This is a genomic window from Lysinibacillus sphaericus (assembly GCF_005217585.1).
Lineage (GTDB): Bacteria > Bacillota > Bacilli > Bacillales_A > Planococcaceae > Lysinibacillus > Lysinibacillus sphaericus.
Window position 1 is genome coordinate 1,379,176 of the sequence record NZ_SZPT01000002.1, and the last position, 13,496, is coordinate 1,392,671.

Sequence of the window (13,496 nt, forward strand, 5' to 3'; positions counted from 1 at the left end):
CTTATTCATTCACCTTATTTTATAAGTGCATTGCAATCCACAATTAGGGCTACTTTACCATTACCTAAAATTGTTGCACCTGAAATTGCAAAGATATTCGTTAAGTAGTTTCCTAATGATTTCAGTACAATTTCTTGTTGGCCAATGAATGAATCGACAACTAAACCAGCAAGTTTCTCGCCTTTACGAACAATTACTACTGAATGGAATTCATCATCTTGTAGCTCTTTACGAGGTACTTCGAAGATTTCTTCTAAGAATACAAGTGGAACCACTTTACCACGGAAGTCAATCACCTTTTGGTTATGTGCATTCATAATATCTGATGAACGGATAATCGATGTTTCAATAATTGATGATAGTGGTATCGCATAAATTTCTTTTTCTATTTCCACAAGCATTACCGAAATAATAGATAATGTTAACGGCAATTGAATGGAGAAAATAGAGCCTACATCTTGTGTAGATTCAATCGAAATGTTACCACCTAACGATTCAATCGTTGTTTTGACAACGTCTAGCCCTACACCACGACCTGATACATCTGAAATAACATCTGCCGTTGAGAAACCAGAAGCTAAAATAAGCTCATTAATTTGATTGTCTGACATAGCAAGAGATTGTTCACGCGTAACAACTCCTTTTGAAATCGCTTTTGCCAACACTTTTTCACGATTAATGCCAGCCCCATCATCTTCAATTTCAATAAAGACATAGTTACCACTGTGATAAGCACGTAACACCACTGTGCCTTCTTCTGGCTTTCCTTTTGCACGGCGTGCAGTAGGGTTTTCAATGCCATGATCGACAGAGTTACGGATTAAGTGAACGAGTGGGTCTCCAATTTCATCGATTACTGTTCGATCAAGCTCTGTTTCTGCGCCAATAATCTCAAGGTTTATTTTCTTATTAAGATCACGAGATAGCTGACGAATCATTTTAGGGAAGCGGTTGAATACAGTTTCCACAGGTACCATTCGCATTGTTAAAATAATCGTTTGTAGGTCACCCATAACACGGCTCATTCGTTCAACAGTTTCGTTTAACTCCCCATGATTCACTTCAGTTGCAATGGATTGTAAACGTCCACGATCAATCACAAGCTCCTCAAATAGATTCATTAAAATATCCAGACGTTCAATATTTACGCGAATCGTTTTGTTTCCTACAGGTGCATGACTTTTATCTGCTTTGGCAGGTGTTGATTTTGCTGGTGCAGGCTTAGCTGGAGCTTCAACTGGTGTATCTACTACCTCTACTGGCGCAGTTGCTGTAGCCGTTGCTGTAGCGGCTACCTCTTTATTTGCTTCATATTGTTTTTCACTGAATTGCTCTTGATTAATCTTTGCAACACTTACTTCATCAACTTCAGAAACCTTCATTAACTTCTTCTGCATATCTTCTGCTGATTCTTTTGTTACGAACGCTACATAAAATTGTTGATCGAATTGTTCATCTTCAAGCTTCTCAACAGATGGCGTTGATTTAATAACATCACCATCTTTTTCAAGAATCTCGAATACCATAAATACACGTGCTGCTTTTAATAGACAATCTTCACGCAGTCTTACTGAAATTTCAAAAGCATTAAATCCTTGTTCCGCAGATTGCGTTATAACTGTTTGCTCGAAGCTATCATATTCTAGTACGCTTGGTACTTCAGGTATAGCTACAGTAGCTACTACTTCTGGAAGAGCTTCCTCACCAGATTCAATGCGCTTTAACTGTGCGACAGTGGAAGAAACATCTCTTTTACCGTCTCCGCCATTAGCAATATCCATTACCATTTCTTCTAAATGATCCACAGATTCAAATACAATATCTAAAATTTCTGGTGACACATGAATTTTTTCATTTCGAATTGCATCTAGGACATTTTCCATTTTATGAGTTAAATCTGCTAAGTCTTCGAAGCCCATAGTCGCTGACATACCTTTTAATGTATGAGCCGAACGGAAAATTTCTCCTACGATAGCCAAATCATCTGGGTTTTTTTCTAGTTCTAATAAATGCTCACTACAAGCTTGTAAATGCTCTTTACTTTCTTCGATAAACATCTCTAAATATTGATTGACTTCCATTAAGAGGACACCCCTTTTAAGGCAAATATTTCATAATTGTTTGTGCAATATCATCTACATCAGCGACTTCATCGACAAGCTGCGTTTCCACCGCAGCTTTCGGCATACCATACACTATGCAAGTTTCTGCTGACTCTGCAATAGCAACTACATTTCCGGTATTTTTTAATGCTTTCAGTCCCTTCGAACCGTCATAGCCCATACCCGTCATAATGACTGCTACCTTATCAAAATCTTTAAATTGACTTACATCTTCAAACATCACATCTACAGATGGGCGATGACCAGAACGTGGTGGTTCGTGATTATCTAAAACGATGCCAAATGAGGTACCAACTTTTCTTAACCTTAAATGGTATCCTCCTGGGGCGATATAGGCCACGCCATTTTGTAAAATATCTCCTTGCTCTGCTTCTTTTACCGTAATCTCGCTCAATTGGTCTAAGCGGGAAGCCAGCGATTTTGTAAAGCCCGCTGGCATATGTTGAACAATAAGAATTGGCGCTTGAATTGTTTTCGGAATTTTAGTAATTACTTCTTGTAGTGCACGCGGTCCACCAGTAGATGTCCCAATCAACACAATTTTTTTACTAACTTTACTCCATTCAATATGTCCCTTAGTGACATTCGTACCTGTTGCGTTCACATTGACTGGAGGGGGAGCTTTACGTTCCTTCGACAATTCTTTTCTTATTGAAGTAGGCGATACAATTGGTTCTTGTTGTCTTTTGCTAATTGATGGTTTTTTCAATTTAGAAATAGGTACCAACGAAGCTTGTTCAACTTTATGGACAAGCTCAGATTGGATTTTATGTAAATCAAGAGAAATTGTTCCGCTAGGTTTCGCAACAAAATCAACCGCTCCATACTCGATTGCAGTTAGTGCATTTTCAGCCCCTCGCTGGGTTGTACTCGAAAGCATGACGACAGGCACTGGACAAATTGTCATAATCTCATTTAATGCATCGAGTCCATTCATTTCAGGCATTTCAATATCCATTGTCACGACTGTTGGTTTTAATGTTTGGATTTTCTTAATCGCATCTTTTCCATTTCGTGCTGTTCCAACTACTTCAACCCTCGAGTTTCCAACAAAAAAGTCACTAATTAGCTTTCTCATAAAAGCAGAATCATCAACGACTAAAAGCTTGCTTTTATGTACAAAGTCCAATTAATCACGCCCTTTCGAAAAAATACTTCTAAGTTTAGATAAGAATTTACTTGCTGACTGTTCATGTGCATGCACTTCCTCCATACGTTGTTCCATAAACCGAGCCACTATCAGTTGAAGTGTTTTAGAAATAAGTGCTTCTGGATATGCGATTGAAAATGGTACTTGCTCGCGCACAGCATTACGTACAACAGGGTCCTCAGGTAAGGAGCCTAATACTATAACCTCTTTGTCTAGAAATCGTTTCATCGTAAGCTTTAAACGTTCAATCGTTTCGATCCCTTCTTCTTTAGAAAAAGCACGATTACAAAGTAAATAAAATTGCTTATCCATATCGCGAACATGAATATATTTCATCATCGAATAAGCATCTGTAATAGAGGTTGGTTCAGCTGTTGTAATCACTATAATTTCATCAATAGATGTTAATAACTCTAATGACCATTTTGTCGCGCCAGCTCCCATATCAAATAGAATATAGTCGAAGTTTTTTTGGAGTTGTTCAAAAGCATGAATCAGTCTTTCAAACATTGCCTCCGACCATTCCAGCACACTCGACATGCCAGAGCCACCAGCAATACATTGTAAACCATGTGGCCCTTCAAATATTACCTCATCTAGTGATTTATTTCCTTCTAAGTAATCTTTTAAACTATAAGAAACATTTTTTCCAATTAATATATTGATATTCCCCATCCCAATATCCATATCTACAATTGCTACTTTTTTGTCCTTACTCGCTAAATTAATTGCAAAGTTCATTGAAAAGTTACTCTTACCAACTCCACCCTTACCGCTTACAACGGCAATTGTTTTACCTAATTCACCTTGCCGCTTCAGCATTTTCAAGCGTAATGTTTCTGCTTGATCTCTCATTTTTCTTCACCTTGGAAAAACATATTAAGCACTGCTTCTAAATCAGCTTCTTCAATATCTTCTGGTACTTCTTGACCATTGGTATAGTAAGCAAGTCCTTTATTATATTTAATCATTAAATTAATCATTGTGCCAATAGAATTTGTTTCATCAATCTTCGTAAAAATAAATTTTTCAATTGGCACACTTTTAAATTGCTCAATAATATTGGTCATATCCTTTTCTTTTGCCGTCATAGCAAGTACTAGAAAGGATTCAGCTTGATCATCAAACTTAATAAGGCGTTGTAGATCGTCTACATATTTTGCTTCCTTATAATTGCGGCCAGCAGTATCGATAAAGACTAAATCTAAATGGGACAATCGTTGCACAGCTTGCTCGTAATCTGTCGAATTATAAGCAATTTCAACAGGTGCTTGTAATAGGCCGGCATACGTTTTTAACTGCTCAATGGCAGCAATTCGGTATGTATCTGTAGTAATAAAGCCTATTTTTTTCTTTTTCTCTAGAACCGCTCGAGCTGCCATTTTAGCAATTGTCGTTGTCTTGCCGACACCCGTTGGTCCTAGCACATTAATATATTTACGTTCATAGGATAGGCCACCAATCGGCAAGCCTTCTAGTTTTTTACGCAGCAAGTTTTTTGTAATTAGCTTGCATTGTGAAAAATTGATTTCTGAAGCTTCTTTGAAATGCACAAAAAGCTCATCACCAATCGTTGTGATGAGCTCCTCATTTAGCTCTTGCTGTCTTAAGTATTCAATGAAGGATAAGAGTTCATCGGGATATTGAGCTTGGGTAGCCTTCTTGTGCATTGATTGCATTAACGATTTTAAATCTGCAATTTCCTTCCTCAGTTCTTCAGACATACCTGACTCATCTTGCAAAGTTATTTCTTGCGTAGGCTGAGCATGTTGAATTTTAGCTTGCACAGCATTTGTAATCTCTAGTAAACTAGCATTTTCTTTTTTAACAGGAATCATAGGCATACTTGCAGGTGTTGGAGCCGTATTGCTTGGCTCCATCGTGTCAATCCCTGCAACAACCTCAAAGCTCTTCTTTTTAACAAGCCCAAAAAGTTTCTTTGTTACGACTACTTTTGAATTCAAAATGACAGCGTCGTCGCCTAAATCAGCACGCACAAGCTTCATTGCTTCTGGTATGGAAGATGCATAATATTTTTTCATTTTCATTCAACATTCACCACCCCAACACTTTGAATTTCAATAGAAGCATCAAGTTCATTATAAGATAGTACCGGAATCTGCGGGAAATAGCGTTCTGTCAGCTGACGTAAATACATACGAACTGCCGGAGAGCACAAAATAATAGCAGATTGTTCCATAAATGACACACGCTCTACCTCTGATGCAATGGTCTCTAGCACCGTTTGAGAATCTTGAGGATCCATTGCTAAATAATTGCCGTGATCCGTTTGCTGAATGCTATCTGCAATCATTTTCTCTACTTTACCCGATACAGTAATGACTTTCAATGATGAGCTGTCTCCTACATATTGAGAGGTAATTTGACGAGCTAATGACTGACGCACATACTCTGTTAATATATCGGTATCACTTGTTAGTTTTGCATAGTCTGCTAATGTTTCGAAAATAATCGGCAAGTTACGGACAGAAACATTTTCTCGAAGAAGCTTGCCCAATACTTTTTGGATTTCTCCAGTAGATAATGGTGTGGGTGTTAATTCTTCGACTAAAATTGGATGTGTTTCACGTAAATGGTCAATTAATTGTTTCGTTTCCTGACGTCCTAATAATTCATGCGCATTTGCTCGAATCATTTCTGTTAAGTGTGTTGACACAACACTTGGTGGATCAACAACCGTATAACCAGACATCTCAGCGTCCTCTTTCACTTGCTCTGTAATCCATTTAGCAGGAAGACCAAATGACGGTTCAACAGTATCAATACCCTCGATTGAATCATCATCTCCTGGGCTCATCGCTAAATAATGATCGAGTAGAAGCTCCCCACGAGCCATTTCATTACCTTTAATTTTTATGCGGTATTCATTTGGCTGAAGTTGAATATTATCACGAATACGAACAACTGGAATGACAATCCCTAGTTCCAATGCTAGTTGGCGTCGAATCATGATAACGCGATCTAATAAGTCCCCACCTTGGGCTGCATCTACTAGTGGAATTAAGCCATAGCCAAATTCAAATTCAATTGGGTCCACATTTAATAAATTCACAACATTTTCAGGGCTCTTCATGCCGTCTGTTGCCACTTCTTCCTCAATTTCAAGTAATTCTTCCTCATCCTCTGGTTTCTTACGTTCCATCATGTAAGCACCTGCAACAAGTGAAATACCAATTGGTAACGTTACCCAGTTAGGAATTGGCGTGAATAAACCAAGTAAAATAATAGTACCCCCAGCAACATAAAGAAGCTTTGCTTGAGCGAATAGTTGTCCTGTAATATCTTCTCCTAGACTTCCTTTAGAGGATGCGCGTGTTACTACAATCCCTGTTGCTGTTGAAATAAGAAGTGCAGGGATTTGTGATACAATACCATCACCAACCGTTAGCTTTGAGAAATGGGTTGCTGCTTCCGCAAATGGTAAGCCCATTTGTACAACACCAATAATAATACCAAATAATAAGTTGATAATTACCATCACCATGGAGGCAATTGCATCCCCTTTTACGAATTTCGTAGCACCATCCATCGCTCCGTAGAAATCCGCTTCTCCCGATACTTTGTCACGTCGTTCACGTGCTTCTCGCTCAGATATTACACCTGCGTTTAAATCAGCATCAATACTCATTTGTTTACCGGGCATCGCATCGAGTGTGAAACGAGCAGCTACTTCTGCAACACGTTCCGCCCCTTTTGTAATAACGATAAACTGAATCAATACAAGAATTAAAAACACTACTAAACCTACGAGAACATTCCCGCCAACTACGAAATCCCCGAAGGTTTCAACAACTGATCCAGCATCTCCATTTGCTAAAATTGCACGCGTTGTGGAAACACTTAAGCCGAGTCGAAACAGGGTTAACAGAAGAATAACGGAAGGGAAAATAGAGAAATCTAACGCTTCCTTCATACTCATTGCTGTTAAAAGTACTATTAATCCTAACGTAATATTAATGACGATTAAGAAACTTAGCATCCACGGAGGAAGAGGGATGATGAGCATCGCAACGATTAAAATAACCGCACCTAAAACCCCTATATCGCGAACCTTCATTTGTGTCCCTCCTACATAAAAGCTTTAAATTTTCCGCTTAATACGATAAACATAAGCGAGTACTTCTGCTATTGCTTTGAAAAATTGTTCTGGTACTGAATCGCCTATTTCTACCTGATCATACATGGCTCTGGCTAATGGTCTGTTTTCTACCATTATGACATCATGTTCTTTCGCAATCAGTTTAATTTTTTGAGCAACAAAGTCTGTCCCCTTCGCCACTACGCGAGGGGCATCCATACTGTCCTCATCATACTTTAGAGCGATCGCATAGTGAGTTGGGTTAGTGATTACGACATCAGCATTTGGCACTTCTGACATCATTCGACGCATTGCCATTTCACGCTGACGTTGCTTGATTTTTGATTTAATCAGCGGGTCACCCTCACTATTTTTATATTCATCTTTAATATCTTGCTTAGACATTTTTAGATTTTTTTCATACTCATGTTTTTGATACATCCAGTCCAATAAGGATACACATAGTAACACAAGAGAAGCCGCGATCCCCATAATGCCAACAAGTTTACCAACTGTAACAAGGGTCACCCACGGACTTTTAAATGATAGTGCTAAAACTTCATGTAAATTTGACCATATGATAATTGTTGTTACTCCACCAATAAAGGAAATCTTTAAGATTGACTTTATAAGCTCAACAATGGCTTTTACAGAAAAGATTTTTTTTAAGCCTTTAATTGGATCCATCTTTTTTAAATCAAATTTCATCGGCTCTAATGTGAATAAGAAACCAAATTGTAGAAAATTACCTGCTAAGGCTCCTACAAACGCAATTGCCATTATTGGAACAATGACATAAGCCATTTGTACTAATGTTTCGGTAAATAGATGCATGACACTGTCAATCGTAAGTGTTTCTACACGTACGTTATGGATAAATGTTTGCCTAAAAAAAGCTAACAGATCGTCTCGCAATGATCCTGCAAAGAATAATAGAAAGATAAACACCATGAGCATCACAATCGCACTGGATATGTCCTGACTCTTAACGACCTGCCCTTTTTTTCTAGCATCTTGTCGTTTTTTAGGTGTCGCCTTTTCCGTTTTTTCACCTGCAAAAAACTGTAAATCTAAATCCAGTAGTAGCAACATCTTATCCACCACCTAATATCGCCATTAAATCGCGCATTCCATAAATCATAATCGTAATCAACTTTTGAATGACTTGTATCATAACCGCCATCATTGTGAAGAGCACTAAAAAACTGACACCAATTTTAATTGGGAAACCAACCACAAAGATATTTAATTGTGGCACCGTTTTTGCCGTTATACCAAGTGCTAAATCCACTAAAAACAACGTTGCTACAACAGGTGCTGCCATTTGAAACGCAATAGCAAAGACGGCAGTAAAGGTTGTCATGACAAACTGGATATAATCATCTTGCGCGAAATTAGGAAATCCCTGATCTATAGGTAAAAACTGATAACTATAGAAAATTCCATCTAGAATCATATGATGGCCATCAATTGCCAATAAGAACAGCAATGCCAATGTATTGAAAAATTGACCGATTAATGGACTTTGCGCCCCTGTTTGTGGGTCGATAATATTGGCAATGGCAAATCCCATTTGGAAATCGATAAAGCTTCCGGCAATTTGAATTGCCGACATGATGATATAGCCTATTAGACCTAATAACAATCCAATAACAGCTTCTTTCATCACTAAAAGTATGTAATCACCATTAAAAAGAAATGGCTCTACGTCTATTGTATAATACATCATCCAAGCTAAAACGAATGCGAGGGAAATTCGTACTTTCTGCGGAATCGTCCTATATGAAAAGAAAGGTACCGTAACAAAAAAAGCAGTTACGCGCACTAGTACTAATAAGAATACCGTTATTTGAGGGACTAGTTCATTCATGTACTCACCCTATATAACGCGTTAAATTCTCAAAAATGTCTCTCGCATAGCTCGTAACTTGTGATAACATCCACGGACCAAAGAAAACGATGGCCACTAATACTGCGACGATTTTTGGAACGAATGCTAATGTTTGCTCTTGAATCGAAGTTGTTGCTTGAAATATACTTACCGCTAAACCAGAGATTAAAGCAACTAATAATAGCGGTCCGCTTGTTAGAAGGATAATCATAATGGCACGCTCTGCTATTGAAATAACCATTTCACCTGTCATACTGTATCATCCCCTAAAAACTTTGTAGTAATGATTTCATTACGAGGTACCAGCCATCGACGAGTACAAATAATAAAATCTTAAACGGCAATGAAATCATAACCGGTGGTAACATCATCATCCCCATCGACATTAATGTACTTGCGACAATCATATCGATTACAAGGAATGGAATAAATATCATAAAACCAATTTGGAAAGCAGTTTTAATTTCACTGAGTGCAAAAGCAGGTACGAGCATAGTAAGTGGAATTTCCTCTACAGATGCTGGCTTTTCTGCCTTATTATATTGTAAAAACAGATCTAAATCTTTTTGCCTTGTATGCTTACTCATAAACTCTTTAAACGGCACACTTGCCTTCTCATATGCTTCTTCTAGCCCAATTTCTTCAGCAAATAGTGGCTGTAATGCCTCTTTATTGACCTCTTGAAATGTAGGAGCCATGATAAAGAAGGTTAAAAATAAGGCAAGTCCAACAATAACCTGATTAGGAGGCATTTGTTGTGTCGCCAACGCTGTACGTACAAATGAGAGCACAATGACAATCCGCGCAAATGATGTCATTAAAATTAAAATGCTCGGGGCAAGTGACAATACAGTTAATAATAAAAGGAGCTTAATAGAAGTTGAGACATTGGTTGGGTCGCTGTTGGAAAAATAATTGACTATATCATTCATTTATCATCATTCTCCTTTTGCTTCCATCTCTCTAATTCTTCACTACGCTCCTGTTTAATTTCAGAGATTTTTTTTTCAAAAAGTTCACCAAACGAATCTTGTTGTGTGCTTGTTGATGAATTTTGTTTATTTTTTCTCTTAAACTTAGAAATTACTTCTGCTATATAAGGTGATGTTGCCGCAAATTCCTGTTTTTCGTTATAGAGCGCTAACAGCTCTTCAACTTCTTGCGGATCGGTAATTTCTCGAATCAGTTGGACATCTTCACCGACACCAACCAAATAAATCGTTTTACCTATTTGCAACAGTTGAACAGACTTTTGTGCCCCTAACGATAAACCGCCTAAATTTTGTACCATTTGATTTCGTTGAAAAGTTAAATTTCTTTTATTTAAAAACTTCATCAACCCATAAAATAAAGCTACAACAAAAATAAGCGCCAAAACCATTTTTATGTATTCCCATGCAGAAACATCTCCAGCTGCTGAAACAACTGTATCTTCTTTCGCAGCTGGGTCTGAATTTTCCTTACATTCCTCTGGTTTTTTCATACAATACTCAATACTATTTGTATCGGTATCTGCATGAACAGAAACTGTTGGTGGATACACAAATAGGAAGGTTACAAGAAATGCGAAAATCATCGTGACACGAAATGATTTTAACATTTGCATGAAATCATCCTAGTGCTTTTTGAATCGCTTCAATTACACGATCAGCTTGGAAAGGCTTAACAATGAAGTCTTTCGCGCCAGCTTGAATTGCATCGATTACCATTGCTTGTTGTCCCATTGCTGAACACATGATTACTGTTGCGCTTGGATCAGTACCTTTAATCGCTTTAAGAGCCGCAATACCATCCATTTCAGGCATTGTAATATCCATTGTTACTAAATCTGGCTTTAACTCGTTGTATTTTTCAACAGCCTGTAGACCATCGGCAGCTTCCCCTACAACTTCAAATCCGTTTTTGGATAAAATATCCTTGATCATCATGCGCATAAATGCAGCATCGTCTACAATCAAAATTCTTTTAGACATGGTTAACTCCTCCAATTGAAACTATCTTAAATTATTTAAACGCTCTGCTTGACTTAAAACATCTGTAATGCGGACACCGAAGTTTTCGTCAATAACAACCACTTCGCCTTTGGCAATTAGACGACTATTTACTAGAATATCAACTGGTTCCCCTGCTAATTTATCTAATTCTATAATCGATCCACTAGCTAGTTCTAAAATCTCTTTAACAGAACGTTTCGTACGTCCTAACTCTACAGTAACTTGCAATGGAATATCAAGTAGCATATTTAAATTTCTAGCCTCAGATTGAGAGATTACATTTGGATCAAAGCTAGCAAACTGTGCTTGCTGAACATTTACAGGTTGAACTGGTCTTTGTTGCATCTGAATTTGTTGTTGTTCTTGATACATTGGTGGTTGCTCTTGATACATCGGCTGTTGCACTGGTGCAGCCGGTTGTTGATATGCCGGTTGCTGTGCTGGTGGCGGTGTATGTTGAACTGGTGGTGGCGCAATAGGCGCTTCCGGTGCAATGGTAGCTGCAACTGGCTCTGCAATCGCCTCTGTTTCACCTAATAATGATTTGACAATATTTTGACTAAACTTCAGTGGCAATAATTGCATTAAGTTCGAATCAATTAAATTACCGATACGTAATCGGAATGAAACTTTTACTAGTAAATCGTCTTCCGGAATATTGTCTCGACCTTCATTTTTAGAAATATTCATTAGATCGATTGTCGGTGGTGAAATATCCACCTTTTTGTTGAATACTGTCGACATGGATGTTGCCGCAGAACCCATCATTTGATTCATCGCTTCTTGTACTGCACTTAGCTGAATTTCACCTAGGTCGGGCTTAGGGTTTAAACCGTCCCCTCCTAACATTAAATCGGCTATAATGGCAGCGTCTGATTGTTTAATAACAAGTAAATTCATACCTGTTAAACCAATCGTATATTCTACCTGTACGGCTACATACGGATGAGGAAATTCCTCTTCTAACTTATTACGGTTAATCATTGAAATACTAGGGGTAGTAATGTCTACTTTTTGTCCTAATAACGCAGAAAGAGCAGTAGCTGAACTACCAAAAGATATATTGCCGACTTCACCGAGTGCATCTTGAGCAAACGAATCAAGGTAATCCTCTACTCTTACCTCATTTTGTTCTTCTTTTGTAGAAGCTTCGCTGTCGTTCATTCTATCGTCCAACGTTTCGCCCCTTAATAACGCTTCAATTTCTTCTTGGGAGAGCATTTCATCACTCATCTTCGTCTCCTCCTTTCAAAGGGTCGATAATCTGGATTGCTAATTTTTTACCCTGTTTGCCAGGTTGTACTGTGAATTTAGGTAATGTACCTACTTTCAGCAGCAGTGGATCATCAATTTTTTGTTCTAATTGAATAACATCACCGACTTGCATCATTAAGAAGTCTTCAATGGTGATGTCGCTAATGCCTAACTCAACAGAAAGAGGCAATTGAGCTTGTTTTACACGTGTTTCAAGCATTTTTGTTTGCTCTGGTGACATCTCTTTTGTATTAGTTTGCATCCAATAGCGAACAGATAGATTTGGTACAATTGGCTCTAAAACAACATGCGGAATACAAATATTAATCATACCGCTTGTCTCACCAATAATCGTATTTAATGAAATGACGACTACCGTTTCATTTGGTGAAATCATTTGTAAAAACTGAGGATTTACCTCAAGCTCTACTAAAATTGGGTCGATTTCAGCAACATTTTCCCATGCTTCGCGTAAATTGTCGAATGAGCGTTCAAAGAGATTTGTCATAATTTTTGTTTCAATTTCTGTTAAGTTATCAACATTACTATGACTTGCTCCACTACCACCCATTAAACGATCTAACATCGAATAAGCAATGTTTGGGTTTATTTCCATCAATATATTACCATCAAGTGGTGGCACTTCAAACACATTAATGAGCGTCATATTCGGAATTGAACGAACAAACTCTTCAAAGGGTATTTGGTCTACTGATGCTACTGTAATTTGTACATAGCTTCTTAACTGTGCAGAAAAGAAGGTAGTCAGTAGTCGTGCAAAATTCTCATGTATTCGGGTCAAACTTCGGATTTGATCTTTTGAGAAGCGCAACGCTCGCTTAAAGTCATAAACTTTAACCTTTCGCCCCTCGTCCTCTTTTTTAATGTCATCCGCTGACATTTCTCCGGTCGAGATTGCAGATAGTAGCGCATCTATCTCAGATTGGGATAACACATCTCCTGCCATTTGCCCACCTCCATTTCA

13 protein-coding genes are annotated in these 13,496 nt (G+C 38.0%); all 13 read right to left on the minus strand.

Features of this window, described 5'->3' with window-relative positions:
- Positions 1–14 precede the first annotated feature (14 nt).
- From FC748_RS12210 to fliM, 13 genes are read right to left on the minus strand one after another with little or no spacing between them, the layout of a single operon-like run.
- Entirely contained in the window at positions 15–2,081 is a 2,067-nt protein-coding gene (locus FC748_RS12210) for a chemotaxis protein CheA (protein WP_108029524.1), read from the minus strand.
- Between the two features lie 16 nt (positions 2,082–2,097).
- The gene (locus FC748_RS12215) at positions 2,098–3,252 is read right to left on the minus strand and encodes a protein-glutamate methylesterase/protein-glutamine glutaminase (RefSeq protein ID WP_108029523.1); all 1,155 of its coding nucleotides are present in this window, start codon (positions 3,250–3,252) and stop codon (positions 2,098–2,100) included.
- On the minus strand, positions 3,253–4,128 hold the full coding sequence (locus tag FC748_RS12220) for a MinD/ParA family protein (RefSeq protein WP_024362016.1): 876 nt from the start codon (positions 4,126–4,128) through the stop codon (positions 3,253–3,255).
- Entirely contained in the window at positions 4,125–5,321 is a 1,197-nt protein-coding gene (gene flhF / locus FC748_RS12225; protein ID WP_024362017.1) for a flagellar biosynthesis GTPase FlhF, read from the minus strand. Before flhF ends, FC748_RS12220 begins: the two co-directional genes overlap by 4 nt.
- Positions 5,318–7,351, minus strand: a complete 2,034-nt coding sequence (gene flhA, locus FC748_RS12230; RefSeq protein ID WP_024362018.1) for a flagellar biosynthesis protein FlhA — start codon at positions 7,349–7,351, stop codon at positions 5,318–5,320. Before flhA ends, flhF begins: the two co-directional genes overlap by 4 nt.
- A gap of 24 nt (positions 7,352–7,375) precedes the next feature.
- Positions 7,376–8,464, minus strand: a complete 1,089-nt coding sequence (flhB, locus tag FC748_RS12235; RefSeq protein ID WP_024362019.1) for a flagellar biosynthesis protein FlhB — start codon at positions 8,462–8,464, stop codon at positions 7,376–7,378.
- Between the two features lies 1 nt (position 8,465).
- Positions 8,466–9,242: a flagellar biosynthetic protein FliR gene (gene fliR, locus FC748_RS12240; protein ID WP_024362020.1), complete on the minus strand. Its 777-nt coding sequence runs from the start codon at positions 9,240–9,242 to the stop codon at positions 8,466–8,468.
- Positions 9,243–9,246: 4 nt separating this feature from the next.
- Complete coding sequence (gene fliQ, locus FC748_RS12245) at positions 9,247–9,516, minus strand: flagellar biosynthesis protein FliQ (protein WP_024362021.1); 270 nt, start codon at positions 9,514–9,516, stop codon at positions 9,247–9,249.
- Positions 9,517–9,529: 13 nt separating this feature from the next.
- Complete coding sequence (fliP, locus tag FC748_RS12250) at positions 9,530–10,195, minus strand: flagellar type III secretion system pore protein FliP (protein WP_024362022.1); 666 nt, start codon at positions 10,193–10,195, stop codon at positions 9,530–9,532.
- Entirely contained in the window at positions 10,192–10,863 is a 672-nt protein-coding gene (locus FC748_RS12255; protein ID WP_227665413.1) for a flagellar biosynthetic protein FliO, read from the minus strand. The genes fliP and FC748_RS12255 overlap by 4 nt, the downstream gene beginning before the upstream one ends.
- A gap of 10 nt (positions 10,864–10,873) precedes the next feature.
- The gene (locus tag FC748_RS12260) at positions 10,874–11,236 is read right to left on the minus strand and encodes a response regulator (RefSeq protein ID WP_004269288.1); all 363 of its coding nucleotides are present in this window, start codon (positions 11,234–11,236) and stop codon (positions 10,874–10,876) included.
- Between the two features lie 21 nt (positions 11,237–11,257).
- A complete protein-coding gene (fliY, locus tag FC748_RS12265) occupies positions 11,258–12,490 on the minus strand; it encodes a flagellar motor switch phosphatase FliY (RefSeq protein ID WP_024362024.1) in 1,233 nt (410 codons plus the stop codon).
- A complete protein-coding gene (fliM, locus tag FC748_RS12270; protein WP_024362025.1) occupies positions 12,483–13,478 on the minus strand; it encodes a flagellar motor switch protein FliM in 996 nt (331 codons plus the stop codon). The genes fliY and fliM overlap by 8 nt, the downstream gene beginning before the upstream one ends.
- Positions 13,479–13,496: the final 18 nt, after the last annotated feature.